The 18,112-nt window shown below is 45.8% G+C and carries 11 protein-coding genes; all 11 read left to right on the plus strand.

The window, feature by feature from the left end:
* Positions 1 to 246 precede the first annotated feature (246 nt).
* The 11 genes from ACKPCD_RS08760 (at position 247) to addA (ending at position 18,106) form a co-directional block, all read left to right on the plus strand.
* On the plus strand, positions 247 to 906 hold the full coding sequence (locus tag ACKPCD_RS08760) for an amino acid ABC transporter permease (RefSeq protein ID WP_321432970.1): 660 nt from the start codon (positions 247 to 249) through the stop codon (positions 904 to 906).
* On the plus strand, positions 887 to 1,564 hold the full coding sequence (locus ACKPCD_RS08765) for an amino acid ABC transporter permease (RefSeq protein ID WP_321432971.1): 678 nt from the start codon (positions 887 to 889) through the stop codon (positions 1,562 to 1,564). The genes ACKPCD_RS08760 and ACKPCD_RS08765 overlap by 20 nt, the downstream gene beginning before the upstream one ends.
* 17 nt (positions 1,565 to 1,581) lie before the next feature.
* A complete protein-coding gene (locus ACKPCD_RS08770; protein ID WP_276528509.1) occupies positions 1,582 to 2,325 on the plus strand; it encodes an amino acid ABC transporter ATP-binding protein in 744 nt (247 codons plus the stop codon).
* A gap of 39 nt (positions 2,326 to 2,364) precedes the next feature.
* Entirely contained in the window at positions 2,365 to 3,228 is an 864-nt protein-coding gene (locus ACKPCD_RS08775) for a cysteine ABC transporter substrate-binding protein (RefSeq protein WP_068559413.1), read from the plus strand.
* A gap of 353 nt (positions 3,229 to 3,581) precedes the next feature.
* Positions 3,582 to 5,852 carry a DUF8426 domain-containing protein gene (locus ACKPCD_RS08780; RefSeq protein WP_321432972.1) on the plus strand — a complete coding sequence of 757 codons (2,271 nt, stop codon included), beginning with the start codon at positions 3,582 to 3,584 and terminating at the stop codon, positions 5,850 to 5,852.
* Between the two features lies 1 nt (position 5,853).
* A complete protein-coding gene (locus ACKPCD_RS08785; RefSeq protein WP_321432973.1) occupies positions 5,854 to 7,110 on the plus strand; it encodes an McrC family protein in 1,257 nt (418 codons plus the stop codon).
* 83 nt (positions 7,111 to 7,193) lie between these two features.
* Entirely contained in the window at positions 7,194 to 7,859 is a 666-nt protein-coding gene (locus ACKPCD_RS08790) for a hypothetical protein (RefSeq protein WP_321432974.1), read from the plus strand.
* Between the two features lie 413 nt (positions 7,860 to 8,272).
* Positions 8,273 to 9,151: a restriction endonuclease gene (locus ACKPCD_RS08795; RefSeq protein WP_321432975.1), complete on the plus strand. Its 879-nt coding sequence runs from the start codon at positions 8,273 to 8,275 to the stop codon at positions 9,149 to 9,151.
* Positions 9,152 to 9,245: 94 nt separating this feature from the next.
* Entirely contained in the window at positions 9,246 to 10,424 is a 1,179-nt protein-coding gene (locus tag ACKPCD_RS08800; protein ID WP_321432976.1) for a GTPase, read from the plus strand.
* A gap of 240 nt (positions 10,425 to 10,664) precedes the next feature.
* Positions 10,665 to 14,297, plus strand: coding sequence for a PD-(D/E)XK nuclease family protein (locus ACKPCD_RS08805; RefSeq protein ID WP_321432977.1), 3,633 nt, complete (start codon positions 10,665 to 10,667; stop codon positions 14,295 to 14,297).
* Positions 14,297 to 18,106 (plus strand): helicase-exonuclease AddAB subunit AddA, encoded by a 3,810-nt coding sequence (gene addA, locus ACKPCD_RS08810; RefSeq protein WP_321432978.1) that lies wholly within the window; start codon positions 14,297 to 14,299, stop codon positions 18,104 to 18,106. Before ACKPCD_RS08805 ends, addA begins: the two co-directional genes overlap by 1 nt.
* Positions 18,107 to 18,112: the final 6 nt, after the last annotated feature.

An 18,112-nucleotide genomic window follows, 5' to 3' on the forward strand; every position in this document is an offset into this window, starting at 1 on the left:
ATTCATTTATTGGCAGTCATGATACCATATGTGAATAGATATTCAATGGAAAAAATACTACAGAAAATTGCTAGTTTTATCAGCGATTTACAGAAATTATGTCTTGGTATCTTGATCCAAACAAAAGGTAATAGCTGAAAAAGACGCTAAATTTATCGTTTCTTCCTGAAGGTACCGGGAAGTATTTTTATTTGTGAGCAGATGATCAGAAGCTGCAAATAAGCAATAAAGGATAGGAGGTTAACAATGGACTTGGATTTTATAAGAAAGGCTATCCCCATGTATCAGGAAGCGGCATTCCTTGTGTTGCGGCTTGGCGGGATCGGGATTATCTTTGCCTTTATCATAGGCCTGATCATCAGTATCGTGCGCTATTATAAATTGCCTATCTTATCAAAGATTTTTGAAGGATACATCGAATTGTCACGTAATACCCCATTGATGATCCAATTGTTTTTTCTGTATTTTGGATTGCCGCAAGTCGGCATCCAGTTGAGCGCCGAAGTCTGCGGCATACTGGGGTTAACCTTTTTGGGAGGCAGCTACTTTGCGGAAGCGATAAGAGGTGGTTTGGAATCCGTCCCGAATATTCAGATGGAATCAGCGTCCAGTCTGGGTTTATCAAACACGCAAACTTTTCTGTATGTTATTTTCCCGCAGGCAATCGCAAATTCCTTTCCCAGCATCGGGGCTAACATCATCTTTCTGCTGAAAGAAACCTCCGTGTTCAGCGCAATCGCATTAGCCGATCTGGTTTTTGTCGCGAAAGATATCATGGGATTGTATTACAAGACCAATGAAGCGCTATTCTTGATGGTCACAACCTATCTGGTGTTTTTATTGCCGATATCCCTTTTGATCCATTTCATCGAAAGGAGGTTGCGTTTTGCAGGATTCGGGAATTAACATTTTATTCGAAGGTCAAAATCTGCAACGTATCTTGGAAGGCCTTGGGCAAACAGTTTTTGTCGCAATCATATCAGTCGTGCTTTCATTCATACTGGGACTTTTGGTCGGAATGCTCATGACAAGCAGAAATATCGTTGTTCGGTTCGTCACAAGGCTCTACCTCGAAGTCGTCCGGATTGTCCCCGTATTGGTGATGCTGTACATCCTGTATTTCGGCCTTACACGTTGGACAGGCATTCATATTGATAATAGGGTGATCGCCATTTTCGTGTTTACCTTTTGGGGAACTGCTGAAATGGCCGACATCGTCAGATCATCCGTCACATCCATACCCAAAATCCAATGGGAAAGCGGACAGGCATTGGGATTATCTGCAGGACAACTCTATGTGCATGTCATTATTCCCCAGACCGTCCGGCGCATCGTTCCACCGGCCATCAATTTGGCTACCAGGATGGTGAAAACGACAGCCCTGCTGCCACTGATAGGAATTATCGAAGTCATCAAGGTCGGACAGCAAGTGATTGAAGTATCCGTGAAGGACTATCCGAGTGCTTCCTTCTGGATCTATGGGTTGATCTTCTTCCTGTACTTCATCGTCTGTTACCCGTTATCGAAATTATCCAAAAAATTGGAATTGAAATGGCAAGAGTGAGAAGGGGTGAAGAAACATTGGAAAGTCCAATATTAAAGCTGAAACATGTAAATAAATATTACGGAGAAACTCAGGCCTTGGCTGATATCCAGTTGGATGTAGCCAAAGGAGAAGTTGTGACCATCATCGGACAATCAGGTTGCGGCAAATCGACTGCCCTGCGCTGTATCAATGGTCTGGAGCAAATTCAGTCCGGTAGCATCTTGCTGGATGGAAAAGAGATAGCCGCAGCAGGGACGAATTGGAAAGAAGTCAGGCAGAAAATCGGAATGGTCTTTCAAAAGTATGATCTGTTTCCGCACATGACAGTTCTTGATAATGTCCTATTGGCTCCTTTAAAAGTTCAAAAACGCAAGAAAGAGGAGGCAGCCGAAGAAGCCATTGCGTTGCTGAAGCGGGTTGGTCTGGAAGATAAAGCGCATAGCTTCCCGAGGCAGTTGTCCGGCGGGCAGCAGCAACGGGTTGCAATCGTGCGCGCATTGATGACGCACCCGGAAATCATGCTCTTCGATGAAGTGACGGCGGCGCTCGATCCCGAGATGATCAGGGAAGTCTTGAACGTCATCCTCGATCTGGCAAAAGACGGCATGACGATGCTGATCGTCACCCATGAAATGGCTTTTGCGGAGGCAGTCAGCGATAAAATCGTCTTTATGGAAAAAGGGAACATTGTTGAAATTTCTGAGGATCCGAAAGCTTTTTTCACGCAGCCACAATCGCAAAGGGCTAACGAATTCATCAACACATTCAGGTTTCAATAGAAAGACAATATATAGGAAAAAACATTGGAGGAATGAAGAATGAAAAACAAATTTATCAAATCATTGGCTATATTATCAGCGACAGTGGGGCTAGCGGCTTGCGGCGCGGGTGCAACAAATGATTCTTCAGAAGGCTCCGTTGCCAATATTGAAGATAAAACAACAGTGGACACAATCAAAGAAAATGACGTCATCCGCATCGGTGTTTTCGGCGACAAACCGCCGTTCAGTTATGTGGATGCGAACGGAGACAACCAAGGCTTCGACGTTGAGATTTCCAAAAAAATCGCAGAAGATCTGCTAGGGGACTCTTCAAAAATCGAATGGGTCATCACAGAAGCAGCAAACCGAGTGGAGTATCTGGAAACAGGCAAGGTTGACCTGATGATGGCCAACTTCACCGTCACACCGGAACGTGCAGAAGTAGTGGACTTCGCCAACCCATATATGAAAGTATCTATTGGAATCGTTTCTCCAGAAGGGGATGTCATCACGGATGTTTCTCAATTGGAAGGCAAACAATTGATCGTCAACAAAGGAACAACTGCAGAAGCTTATTTCAGAGAAAATTACCCTGATATCGAACTGTTGGTCTATGAGCAAAACACAGAAACGTTCCAAGCCTTATTGGATGGCCGTGGCGCCGCTTTGGCACACGACAATACCTTGATCTTCGGTTGGATCAAAGACAATCCTGGCTTTGTGGCAGGCGTTGAAGCCATCGGGAACGAAGATACCATCGCGCCAGCAGTAGCTAAAGGCGACACCGCATTGTCGGAATGGGTGAATGCAGAGATTGATACGTTGAATGAAAGTGGCTTTATCGCAGAAGCATACGAAAAGACATTAGCCCCAGCATTCAGCTCCGATATTGATCCTGCATCAGTCCTGATAAATCAATAAATTGAAGAATTGTAAATTAGCTGATTGGTCGGCGATAAAAGTATCCTCAATAAAGAAAACAGGTCGGGACTTCGGTTCCGGCCTATTTAGGTTTAAATTATTTAGTTGTTGCTCAATATGTCAATCATTGAGATAATTAAATGAGTGATGATGTATATGCTGTTAAATGGATTTTGGACGTTTTGAGAGGGATTCTGTAACTAAAGAACTTTTACTCAAAAGTTAAATAAGGTCTGCTTATTGGACATCAATGAAATTCCGTCCGAGGTCATCAATCAAGTGTCCAGTGATGTTATCGGGTACGGAACTGAATAAACAATTCTAAAATCTAGGAAGATGGGTGAATTTTGAATATGGCTAAATTATTTATTGGCAGCTTCAACTTAGGTGATCAACTGGATAAAAATTATTATCGGATAGATACACTGGATGAAAATTTTCGAGACAAGCATTTTGGAGGTTTGGCAATAGGTGATTTCGTTTTACCGATGCAGAGAGGGATGGTTTCGAAACTGTTTAAGTTTACAGGATTTGAAACAATAAATGCCGGCATCGAAGCAAAATTTGATGTCGTCAAAAATTATGAAAAAGAGATATCCTTCTCAAAATTATGCTTTTGTAAATATTTTGAACCCGATTTGGTCCTCATGAATAAGGCGGTAAAGGCTACAAAAGGAGTCGGTTTCCATGAACTGAAAATATCAGCTGATACCCCGGCCTATGACAAAATCGATTTTTTCAAAGATGTAAGGCGGTATTTTATATGCCTGGAAGAAAAACTTTCTGACACAGACTACTTCAAACAATCAGATATCTGTGTTGTTATATCGGATGATGAAATAGGCAACATCGTGGATATCGTAGAATTCAACGGGCACGCATTCAATCGGCAAGACACTTTCTGGGAGTTGTTCACTGAGAAAGTACAACAAAGTAAGAAACAATATACCTTACGAGAATTATTGACGTATGCTGATGCCAAAAATGATAACGCTCCATCGAAAAAAAAGTATTTGAAATCCTTGCTGAAAGCGCTAAGTGAAGAAGCGGTTTTTTCTGTAGATAAGATAGTAGCTCTTTATGATAATGTCATCGTCGGTCGTAAAAGAACAGCTGCACCGAAGAAAAAAACAGTTACTGGTCCTACCTCTGATGAAGATGATGATATGGTTGATGGAACTATCGAGAATCAAACTGTTTACGAACAATACGCAAGCCTTATGGATTTTAATCCGAACATTATCCTTTATGGACCTCCGGGCACCGGAAAAACATATGGTGCAATGAAGATGATTGATGCTTTTGAAAAGCTGTCGGGCAGCACATCCTCTTTCCATGAGGTTATTGATGAAGAGAGAGCAAAATTTATAACCTTCCATCAGGCGTTTTCTTATGAAGAGTTTGTTGAAGGAATAAGACCTCGAATCGATGAAGCCGGGAACATATCCTATCCAGTTGAACCAGGCGTTCTGAAAGAAATAGCTGATGCTTGCAGAATTCAGAATAAGAAAAAGGATATAAAAAATGATGCTCTTTCCAATACAACGCAAAATAGTCGTGTCTGGAAAGTCTCACTTGGGAGAAGAAATACAGATGTGCATATTTTTAAAGCATTAAGAGATGGAAACGAAATTGCCATTGGGTATGGGCCAGATGAAGATATAACTGATTGGGATGATAACCGGATTGATGCCAGCGATAAAACTGGCCTTCTGAAAGTATTGCACTCCAAAGTTGAAATTGGAGATATCGTATTTATTTTTGACAGTATTCGTACCATCAGACTAATAGGCGTAGTGACTAGTGACTACCTTTATACTGAAAAAGATGCTTTTGGATATCCACACCGCCGAAAAGTGCAATGGCTTATGAATTGCGAAGAAAATCCGATTGATATACTTCCTCTAAATCAGGGGAAACAACTCACTCTTTCTTCGATATATGAACTGAAGATCCCGGTTTCGGATGCAGTTGCTTTAATTGATACCGAGGAAAATTTGGATACCCCTATGAAACCATACTACTTAATCATCGATGAAATAAACAGAGGGAATATCGCCAAAATATTCGGAGAATTGATTACACTTATCGAAAAAGATAAACGTGAAATTCTATCCTGCACACTCCCTTATTCAAGAACGCAATTAACGTTGCCTAAGAATCTTTACATTATTGGGACAATGAATACCAGCGACCGCTCAATTGCCTTGTTGGATACAGCGTTACGGCGAAGATTTGCATTCATCGAAATAAATCCGGAAGTATCGCTTGTCGAAAAACAGCACCCAACCCTTGGGGGCCACGTTACGCCGTCTCTATTGTTACAGGAGCTCAATAAGCGCATCACAAATAAACTGGATAGGGACCACCGCATCGGGCACAGTTATTTTCTCGGTGAAGATCTTGTCACTAAGGATGACCTCTTTAACCTTTGGTATTATAAAGTTCTGCCATTGTTGATGGAATACTTCTACAATGATATGAAACAAGTAAGCGCTGTTGTGGGTTCCATTTTCTTTGATGACCAGACCGGCGAAGTGGTTCATTTGAGCTTGAAAGCTGATAAGAGTGGCATTTCTGAATTTGAACAAGCCCTGATCGCAATCTACGAAAGAGGAGAATAGTATGTCTCAGACAGTCATCACTGTTTATGAGGACAGAAAAAAACATGTCCCTTTAACCCATTCGCAAAAAACTGATATTCTTTCTTTTCGAACCATTATTGGGGGAAATCACATCCATCTTGATTACGATGGCACTTTACAGGTAATGAAATATGTGGGCTTCATATCGAAAGGGAATACCCGCTTACAGATATTGCCAAAAATTTATGAAAAAACATCCTCCAATGAGACTGATGTGCAGCGGGAATCCATGCGTGTCATGCAAAATTTGCTGCGGGTTTCTGAATTCAATAAGATACTTCAGCTTCCAGACCAGACAAGTTCTGCTGAGCAGTTGGATTTAATGGAGTTATTCATTGGAATTTTTGCTGATAAAATAATCAGCTTATATTCCCGCCAGATGTACCGCGAATATATTGATATCGAAGAGAACAGCACTTTTGTTAAAGGTCGTATTCAATTCTCTGAAAATATTCGGCAAAATCCTGTGAGAATGGATAGGCATGTCGTGAATTATCAAAACTACGAACAGAATAACGCGCTCAATAATATAGTTAAAACCATGGTGATAAGGTTGCTAAGATTGACACAAGATTCCAACATCAAAAACAGGCTCAAAAAAGCTCTACTATTCTTGGATGACGCAAGTGAAACTTTGTTATCCATAGAGTTATTTGATTCAGTCAGGTTTACAAGATTAAATATGCAATTTAAGCCTGTTTTTGAGATGGCAAAGATGTTCTTCCTGAATCTTTCACCTGAGAGTTACGCAGGAGATGAAACCGTCTTCTCTTTTTTGGTCCCTTTGAATGAACTGTTTGAATATTATCTCTATAAAGTCTTTTCCAATCTAGGAAATGAGTTCAACGCTAAATATCAAAATCGTCATCGTTTTGTATTTTCTCCAAAGGGGGACGATGTTTATATCAAGCCAGACATACTTCTTGAAAAGAGCAATAAGCTGGTCCTCATCGCAGATGCAAAATACAAAAACCCAAATTACGAAAACGGGCGATACACAAAAATTAACCAAAGTGATATTTATCAAGTTTTTGCATATGCGAGGTCTTATGGCATTAACAATGTAGCGTTGGTGTACCCATTATTTGATGACCATCAAATACCTCCGCAATATTTTACGCTTAAGGACAGCAACGGTGATATAGCATTAACCATTGCTTGTGTAGATGTTAAAAATCCGGAAATCAGCGATCACGGTGAGTATTTACGAATGCTATTAATCCCAAGTGATTCATAGCGAATCCTTTTTTGCTGCTTAAGGGGTAACTGAGAGGGAAGTAAATTAAATAAATATTGAATACCCTTAATAACATTGAGATAATGAGAGCAAACCAAGATGAGGCGGTGGATGCTTTGGTTAATCGTAATAAAGATATTTATGTATCATGGGAATCTGTCAGAGATCAAAGTCCAAGCGAATATATTGAAAGAGGCTATTTAGATGCAGATGACGATATACGCTTACGAACAGTTGCGGAGTGCTGCAACTGCTTTGGGGCAGGTTACAAAGGATTCCAGGGCAGCGGTGCGAAGCATAAATTTGAGGAAGATACGGATATCAAGCGTTTGAAGTTTTATCCGAATGGAGAGTGGGATAACCGCTTGACTTCAGATGGAAATAGATTTACGGAATTCCATATTAATTCTGAGGAAAATGACAAATATGCTTGGAGTAGATTAACAGAGCTGAATCAAAAAATAGCGCTATTCTCTCACGAAAAAATATCTTCAACGAAATACGAAGCCATTTTTAAAGGCTTGTACCATGTCAATAAAGTGGAAAGCTTGAAGAATAAGAAAGTTACCTATGATCGCATTTCGAAAATAATGCCAACTTACTATCCAAAGAATGTAATAGCACCAAAAGTAATTGCCGAAGCCTATGATAAAGAAGGTTATATGGTTGCCCATTTTTATGATGTTGAGGTGTTGGATGTCTTCAAGCAGAAATATGAAGATGAATACGAATATATCTGGAATAAGTAGGTAGAAGAGGTGAGGAAATACTTACTGCTGAACAAGCTACGTGGGGAATAATCTCAAAAGCCATAAATAATTATGAAAGGCATTTTTGCACAATATTTCCGATATACGAATATATAATAATAACGGGCGGTGGTGGTTACGATTTTTCCATTTCCGGTGGTAAAAACTTAGAATCATTTAATAAAAAACGCATAGAAACCGATCAACCTGTTGACATGCCTGAAAACTATGAAAAAAGCGCTTGTTGAAAGTATTTACTCTACGAGCATAATTTTTTCAACAAGAGCTATTGTATTGATCGATTAGATCAATACTGGGACAACAGAAATGAAAGCGGAACCAAAAAGTGTTTTAAGTGAATTGAAATTCTTTTCTAAACAGTTATTGTGATTATAGGTAAGGAGGAATAATTGATGATTCCCAAATACGATGAAATCTATAAGGATTTTTTAGAAATACTTGTTGATGAGAGGGAACATGCAATAAAAGAAATCCGCAACAAAATTGCCGATAAATGGGGAGTAAGCAAAAAAGAGCGTCTTCTTCGTACCCGCGGCGGGACTCGGTATGTTTTCGATAGCCGGGTAGGTTGGGCGAGAACGCACTTGATGAAAGCTGGTTTAATCGAAAGTCCGGCGAAAGGCTTCCTTAGGATTTCTTCATTCGGTTCTAAGATACTGCGTGAGAATCCGGGCTCTAAAATTGATAATAACTTTTTGGCGCAGTTCGTGGAAATCGATCCAAAAACCGATGATGACAGAGGGGAGAGCCCTGAAGAACTGATGGATCAAAATTATTCTTTAATTGTAGAAGGATTGATGGAAGAGCTGCTGACTGAAGTGATAAAAATGACGTCGGATGCCTTCGAACATCTAGTCGTCGACTTACTTTTGGCAATGGGATACGGAGGAAGCCTACCAGAAAATGGCTTAGTTACCCGACAAAATGGGGATGAAGGAATTGATGGGGTCATCAAAGAAGATAAGCTCGGATTCGATCAAATTTATATTCAAGCCAAAAAATGGGATCGTAATGGGAGTGTCAGTAGACCCGAAATACAAAAGTTTGCAGGCGCTTTACTCGGGCAAGGTGCCACTAAGGGGTTGTACATCACCACTACAAATTTTAGCAACCAAGCGAAAGAGTTTGCTGCAAAACAACTATCAACCAAGATTGTGTTGATAGATGGTGAGCAACTTGCACGATTACTGATTGAGAATAATTTGGGTGTGACAATCACGAACACATATGTAATCCGAAGATTGGATTCAGATTTTTTTAGCGAACTTTGACGTAGGGAAAATACATTCCGGGGCTATTACTAAAAAATGTAGCAAGATATGGTTGAGAAAATTAGCTCTTCTTACTATATACGGGGAAATTATTATGGAAAGAGGAAATGTATTAGTAATTGGAAATTCAGGAGCAGGAAAATCAACTTTGATTAATTCTGTTCTTGGAGACGAAAAAGCGAAGACGGGGTACGGCTCTTCTGGAACGACGGACAAATTGGAAATATATGAAAGTGAAGAAATACCTTTTAGAATTATTGATACTATTGGTTTTGAACCTTCATTTATCAAGGAACATAAGGCGATCAATGCAGTAAAAAAATGGTCAAAGGATAGCGCTAAAAAAGGAAAAGAAGATAGTGAAATCAATTTAATCTGGTTTTGTGTTGAGGGGACAACAAGTAAGTTATTCCCGAAGACCATCAAAGACCTTTCGAAAGCAACAGCGATGTGGAAGACAGTCCCGATTGTTGTCGTGATTACGAAGTCCTATTCTGTTCCAGAGAGGGAACTGAATATTAAAATGGTAAAAGACGCTTTTGCGATGCAAAAGAGACATTCGAAAAATCTGAAGGATATCGTTCCTGTTGTTGCATCAATATATACTCTTAATGATACTGCATTTGCAGCTCCCGAAGGGATTACAGAACTCATTGATGTGACGAATGCATTAATGCCAGAAGGAATAAAAGCCGGCGCAAATGACGTCTACAAGTTCAAATTGAAAAGGAAAAAGGCTTTAGCCCAAAGTATAGTTGCAGTGTCAACCACTGCAGCAGTATCGGTAGGTGCCATTACTATTAGGTTTGCTGATGCTTTAATATTGTCCCCGATTGAAGTCGGCCAAATAAATGCACTTGCTCGACTATACGAAATTGACAATAGTATGGAGTCTAAACAACTCATCAAGTCTATTGTTGAAGTCGGAACAGTTAGTACGGCTGCAAAAGCTGTCATCAGCGCATTGAAAGCTATTCCGGGAATTAATATTGCGGAGAGGATGCTAAATTCAATTATTGCCGGTGCTATTGTTGCTGCAATTGGTGAAAGTTCCATTTATGTGTTTGAAAAGGTATATACGGGAGAAAAAAGCGTTGAAGACATCGAATGGGTTAAAAAAATAATGGAAGCTAAACTTTCTCCTCAATTCACCGATAGGGTGATAACCATTGTAGAAAAAATATCAAAGAGTGATAATACTAAGGATACTGGTAAGCTCATCAGCTCACTATTGTCAATGGTGTTCACAACAAAAGCACAAAAGGAAATCTAAGCAAATATAGAGTACAAAAGAGCGAGGCTACTTATGATATTCGTAAGCAGGCTTGCTTTTTGAATTATCCATCAACATAAACTAACATCGGATTTGAATTCCACTGAGGAGTGTTCATTGAACATAGTAGATATCCTGATTTGTAGGATTTTCGCTTTTTATTTACCCAAAATCCCAATGTTTCTCCACCCCCTTATGGTAAAATAATCATATTGACTTACACGAACAGGAGGCGATCCGATGGGGTTGCAGTTTATTTTAGGCAAGGAATCGGCGGACAAGAAACAAGCGATATATGAGCGGATATCGCGGATCATGACAGAGGAGCCGGATGCAGAGGTGTTTGTGCTGGTTCCGGAGCATGCGAAGTTCGAGGCGGAGATGTCGATATTGGAAAAGCTTTGGCAATTCGCGGCTTTCCGCGATCAAGACATGATGGGCTCGATGAATCTGCAGACGTTCAGTTTCAGCCGGTTGGCGTGGTATTTGCTGAAGAAGTCGCCGATTTTCCAACAGCAGCAATTGTCGGAAGCCGGCCTCAGCATGCTGGTTCGGAAGATTTTGATGGAGAAGGAACAGGAGCTGATCCTTTTCCGCCGGGAAGCCAACAAAGAAGGCTTCATCAAACAGCTGACTGATCTGTTTCTGGAGCTGCGCAGCGGCCGCATCGAAGAGGAGGATTTGCAGGGGATTCTGGCGAATCAAGCCGAATCAGGCAACGAGGCCGATTTCCAGCTGAAGCTGACGGAACTGAAGGAGCTTTACCACGCCTTCAATGAAGCGCTGCTGGACAAATACCTCGAAAAGGAGGTCATCCTTGAGGCACTGGCCGGCGTCATCGAAACGCTGGATATGCAGAACACCTATGTCTTCATCGATGGTTTCTACCGTTTCACAGCCCGCGAGCTGCAGATCGTCACGACGCTGCTGCGCTCCGCCAAACAGGTCACGATCACATTGGCTTTGGACAAAGCCTATGTCGACGAACCGCCGGCGATGCATCAACTATTTTACACGGCCGGATCTACCTATTACACCCTCTATCATTTGGCTAGAGGTCTGCGCGTTCCTGTCATGAAGGATCAACGGATTGCGAAGGACACGGACGGCTACAGGGATGCTATGTTGGTTCTGGAGAATTATTGGATCGCATCCACCGATGCCACAGCCAACAAAGTCCAAGGCACATTCGAGCTTACGGCTGCTCAGAAGGAAGCTATCCGGGTCTGGGGCTGCGAAACGAAACAGGCGGAAGTTTTCCATGTGGCCAATGAAATCAAAAAACTGGTCGCCGAGGACGGCTACCGTTACAAGGATATCCTGATTTTGGCGCGGACGGTCGAGGAATACGAAACGATCGTCAAGCCAATCTTCGACAAGGACGGTATGGATGTTTTTTATGATAAAGCGGACGCAATGAAGCATCATCCGTTCATGGATTTCATCGACGCACTATTCCGCATCCGCCGCCATCATTGGCGCTATCCGGACATCATGCGTTTGCTGCGCACGGAACTTTTGATGCCGCCGGCCAATCCTGACAATCCGCAAGCGCTCGAGGAAACGGCGGCAGCCGTGCTGTGCTTCCGCGAACAGGTCGATGTGATCGAGAACGTCCTGTTGGCATACGGCTACGAAGGCAACAGCTGGCTTTCGAAAGATGACTGGTATTTTGCGACATTCAGGGACGAGAACGGCAACAGCAACCAGAGCCCCGAGGATAGACGGATGCAGGACACCTCCAACGAGGTCCGCAATTATCTGAGGGATCTGCTGCTGCCGTTTTTTCAGAAGATGGCTAAGGCCAAAACCGGCGGAGAAGCGGCGAGGAACCTGTACAATTTCCTGATCGCCGCCAAAGTCGACAAACAGATGCTGTTCTGGCGCGATGAAGCATTGGCGCAGGGGGACCTGATCCAAGCGCGGCAGCAGGAACAGATCTGGAAAGTTTTCCTGAATCTGCTGGACGAATACGTCGAAATTTTGGGGGACAGCCCTTTCCAGGCGGCAGCTTTCCATGAAATCCTTTTGACCGGTTTTCAGAACGCAACCTTCAGTCTGGTGCCGCCGAGCATCGATCAGGTCGTCTTCTCGAGCATCGAGGGGGCGCGTTTCGAGCCGGCAAAGGTGGTCTTCTTGATGGGGATGACCCAGGACCATCTGCCTGCGCAGAAAGAGAACAAATCATTGTTGACGGAAGAGGACCGCGAGCGGCTCAGTGGCTCGTTGAATAATAATGAAGAGAAATACCTGCACCCGACGACCGCGGAATCGATGGCCGCTGAACCGTATGTGGCCTACCAGGCTTTCCTTTCGGGGACGAAAAAGCTCATCTTCAGCTATCCGATGAGTGCGGACGACAGCAAGAAATCGCCGAAGATTTCGCCTTATGTGTCGCGCGTAGCCAATGCGCTGCAGATCCCTGTCGAAATCAAACACCAGGACATTGCCGATGCGGAGGATACGACGGCCTTCCTCGGCAGCAAACAACAGAACATCAGCCAGCTTGTCCATCTCTTGCGCCATCAGCGCGCGACGAATGAGCCGGTGCCGACGCTATGGAAATACATCTTGGCGTACATCTCCAAGGATCCACAAGCCAAACGGATTATGCAGCAGGTCTTCGCCAGCCTCTGGCACAAGAATGTGCCGAGCAAGCTGACGGCGCCGGTAGCCGAACAGCTCTACGGGAAAGACCTGTATCTGTCGGTCTCGCAACTCGAGCGCTATTTCGAAGATCCGTACAGCCACTTCCTGCAATACGGCCTGAAGCTCAAGGAACGGGCGAAATACGAGCTGTCCGCTGCCGGCACGGGCGAATTTTTCCATGAAGCCTTGGAACAGATCGTTAACCAGCTGAAGAGCAGGCTCATCGATACCGCTGACCTGAGCGAGGAGACGGTCAAGCAGATTGCCGATGCCGTTCTGAATAATCTCTACGGGAGCGAGAAGTACCAGATTCTGATGACGTCGAACCGGATGGCCTTCATCCGCGACCAATTGGGAGAAACGATCCAGAAGATGGCTTGGGTGCTCAACCAGCACAGCCGACGGACGGCCCTGAAGAACATCCGCACCGAAGCGGTCTTTGGGCAATTGGGTGGCGAACAGATGCTGGACGGATTGGACATGCCGCTGAACAACGGCGGCACCCTGCACATCCGCGGGAAAATCGACCGGATCGATCTGGTCAATGCCGGGGAAGAGAATTACCTGACCATCCTCGACTACAAATCGAGCGCGCACAGCTTCAATTTCTCCGACGCCTACTACGGGTTGGCGATGCAGATGATCACCTATCTGGATGTGGCCTTGTTGAATGCCGACAAGTTGCTGGCTGGAAAGACCTTGCCGGCAGGTGCTTTCTATCTGCACGTCAAGAACCCGTTCATCAAGCAGAACAGTTTCATGACGCTCGAGGATTACCAGAAGACGATCATCGCCGATTACAAGCTGAAAGGGCTGTTGTTGAACGACACAGCCGTTTTGGATCTGATCGATCCGGCTGTCGAAAGCGGTCAGGCTTCGGAAATCTTCACTTTCAAAAAACTGAAGGCCGGCAATCTGGGCAAAAATGACGATTTGATCACACTGGATGATTTCACCCACCTGATCGCCAAGAACCGGGCCAACATGGTGGAGGCCGGCGAGAAGATCCTCTCCGGCGACCTGAAACTCGACCCGATCAAGGAACGGCCGTATACGCCGACAGTCAGCGGTCCTTATCGCGCCATCTCGCAGTTCGACAACACGTTGCCGGAGAACCGTTACCGCAAATACATCAAGTTGACGAAGGATGATGTCCTTTCAAAGATCAAGCAAGAACGCGACGAGAACAATCAAGAATCCAACGAGGAAGGGGAGGAGCAATGATGACGGGCATACCGGCACGCACACCCAATGAAAAATTCACGGAAACGCAATGGCAATCGATCTATCAGACCGGGGACAACATCCTCGTCTCCGCCTCGGCAGGCTCCGGCAAAACGACGGTTCTGATTCAGCGGATCATCGAAAAAGTGAAGGGCGGAACGAACGTCGATGAACTGCTGGTCGTGACCTTCACCGAATCGGCCGCCAAGGAAATGAAGGAGCGGATGACGGGCGCCATCCAGACCGCCATCAACGAAGCCCAGTCGCAAGAACAATACCTGCACCTGATCAAGCAGCTCTCACTGATGCCGCAGGCGAACATCTCGACAATCCACGCCTTCTGCCTGAAGGTCATCCAGCGCTATTTCTACCTGATCGATCTAGATCCGGTTTTCCGCTTGCTGGCGGACACGATCGAAGTAGAGCTGCTGAAGGAGGATGTCTGGGAAGAGGTCAAGGAGGAACTCTACGGGGAGCCGGATACGCACTTCAAGAATCTGGCCAAGGCCTACTCGAAGGACCGCAGCGACGACGATCTGATGAAGCTGATCTTCTCGCTCTACGATTTTTCGCGTGCAAATCCGATTCCTTACCGATGGCTGGATTCCTTGCCGTCTTTGTACAACACTGAAGACGGGTTGACGAACAGTGTCCTCTACCAGGAATTGCTGAAGCCACAGCTGCTGAGCCTGATCGAAGGCATCCGCTACGACATCGAACAAGCGCGGCATCTGGCCGGGCAAGATGTGGAGACGGCTGCCCAGCGTGAAATTTTTGAAACGGAACAGGGCTATGCCGATCGCCTGTTGGAAGCTGTCCAGCAGGATGACTACGAATTGGCCTACACGATTGCTAACGAACAAGTGCAGTTTGCGCGTTGGCCGAGTGCTAAGAAGGCCGATGCGGATGAAGTGAAGGATCAAAAAGCACTGCTGAAAGGCCTGCGCGACAAATACAAGAAGGATTTCGCCGCGTTGAGCGCGCAGTACCTCAACCGGCCGCTTGCGGAGCAGGAGGAAGTGCTGCGGGGCATCCACCCGTATGCTGAAGAGATGGCCCGGGTGACGAAACGCTTTTCCGAAGCCTATTGGGAACGAAAATTGGACGACAATGTGCTCGATTTTAACGATCTGGAGCATCTGACGCTGCAGATTCTGGCGCCGATCGCCGAGGACGGGGAGCGCAAGATGAGCGACGCGAGCGCCTATTACCGCAACAAATTCGAAGAAGTGCTGATTGACGAATACCAGGACGTGAACCAGCTGCAGGAGAGCATCCTCTATTGGGTGACACGGCACCAACCGGAAACCGAGAATTTGTTCATGGTTGGGGATGTCAAACAGTCCATCTACGCCTTCCGCTTGGCCGACCCGAGCCTGTTCCTGCGCAAATATGCGGCTTTTGCCGACAAAAACGGCGGGGAACGGATCATTCTGGCGGAAAACTTCCGGTCGCGCGCAGAAGTCATCCATTTCACGAATTTCATCTTTGAGCAATTGATGGACGAAAAAGTCGGCCAGATGGACTACGACGAAGCCGCGAAGCTCCAGGCCGGCAACAAATCCTTCCCGGAGAGCGAGCGCAACCAGACCGAACTGCTGATCTACCTGTCGGAGAACGCCGACAATGACGAGGAAGCCCTCACGCCGGAGAACGACCTCGAAGCCGACCTGACGATCGACGACAAAACGGCCGGGGAAGTCACGATGGTGGCGCAGAAAATCAAGGCGCTGATCGATGAGAAGTTCCTGATCTACGACAAAAAGACCAAGGAAGAACGGCCGCTTTCCTACCGCGATATCGTGCTGTTGACGCCGACGAAGAAAAATAACCTTGTCATCCTGGAGATCTTCAAGGATTTCCAGATTCCGGTCATCCTGAACGACACGGAAAGCTATTTCCAGCGCACTGAGGTTTCGATCATCCTCTCTTTGCTGAAGGTGATCGACAATCCGCGTCAGGATATCCCGCTTGCGGCAGTGCTGCGTTCGCCGATTGTCGGTTTGGACGAGAAGCAGTTGGCGCTGATCCGCATCCAGCAGAAGAATGGCGATTTCTACGAAGCTGTGCAGCATTTCATCAAAATATGCGAAGCTTCCGGAATCGAGCAGACTGCGGAAATAAAGGATGCGTACAGCAAACTGGCACTGTTCATGGGACGCCTGCACGAATGGCGCAACACGGCCAGACGGAGCAGCCTTGTCACTTTGATCTGGACTATCTACAACGATACCCACTTCCTCGACTACGTCGGCGGAATGGTCGCCGGCAAACAGCGGACGGCCAACCTGCACGCACTCTACGAGCGGGCCAAAAAATACGAGGAAACGAACTACAAAGGGCTGTTCCAATTCATCCGCTTCATCGAGAAGATCCAGCAGCGCGACAAAGATTTGGCGGAGCCGACTTCTTTCAGCGACGATGAGGATGCCGTAAGGGTCATGACCATCCACGCCAGCAAAGGCCTGGAGTTCCCGGTCGTCTTCCTGATGGATCTGTCGAAGCGGTTCAACCTGAGCGATACGCAAAGCAAATACATCTTCTCGGAAACGTTTGGACTAGGAACCGATTATTTCGACGTCCAGCAACGGGTTCAGTATCCGTCCCTGGCGCGCCAAGCGTTGGCGATCGAAAAGAAAAAGAAACTGCTGGCGGAAGAGATGCGCAAGCTCTATGTGGCTTTGACCCGGGCCGAGCAGAAGCTGTTCCTGGTAGGCTCCTACAAATCCGAGGAGAAGCTCTGGGCTGATTGGCAAGTGGCCGATGGAACAAGCGGGAAACTGCTGCCGGATTACCTGCGGCTGCAAGCCAGCTCGATGATGAAATGGCTCGGCATGTGCCTGTACCGACACGAGGATGCCGAGAATGACCATTTCCACAAGGAGTACCGCGGCGAACTGACGCATTACCCAGTGCACTTCAGCATCCAGACTTTCCGCGAGGAAGACCTGTTATCCTACATTCCGGTCGCCATGGAGGAAATCAACGAATCGCAGTGGAAAGACGAAATCGAGCAGATGGCGACGGCAAAAGTCGAAACGCATGAGCATTCCTTGGCTGAAGAGATGAAGCTGGCCGTTGCCCTGATGGAGGCGCAGTATCCCCACGAAGCGGCAACGACGACCACCAGCTACCAGTCCGTTTCCGAAATCAAGCGACTGTTCGAAGATCCTGACGAAAGCCATATGCTGAAGTTGGATCTGTCCGACACCAAACGGGTCTCCCGCTATGTGGAGCCCGAGTTCCCGCGTCCGCGCTTCATGCAGGAGACGGTGATGCCGAACAGCGCCGAAATCGGTACCGCGACGCATTTCGTGATGCAGTCCGTGGATCTGGAAAAGGAAATTACCGCAGCCTATGTGACGCAGCTGTTGCTTGAATTGGTAGGGGATGGGCTGCTGGAGCAAGCCGTCGCGGAGAAGCTCGATGCGGAACAGATTGCCAAGTTCTTCGAAACCGAGTTGGGACAGGAAATCCAAGCGAACGCGGACAGGGTGAGACGGGAAATGCCGTTCTCATTGCTGATTCCGGCCAGTAGGATCTTCACTGAGATACCGGAAGACTCAACCGACAATCTGCTGATCCACGGTATCATCGACGGCTTCATCGAGTACGACGATCACATCGTCCTCTACGACTTCAAAACCGACTTCGTGGGCGACCAAGCGCCGGTATTGCCCGAGAATATCGTCGACAAGTACCGCGGCCAGATGAACCTGTACAAAAAGGGACTCGAAACCATCCGTCAGAAACCCGTCAGCGCGGCATACATCGCGTTGCTTTCGAACCATACGAATGTGATCATCTGATCACTG

The organism is Trichococcus flocculiformis, from assembly GCF_963662535.1.
In the GTDB taxonomy this organism is placed as follows: Bacteria; Bacillota; Bacilli; order Lactobacillales; family Aerococcaceae; genus Trichococcus; species Trichococcus flocculiformis.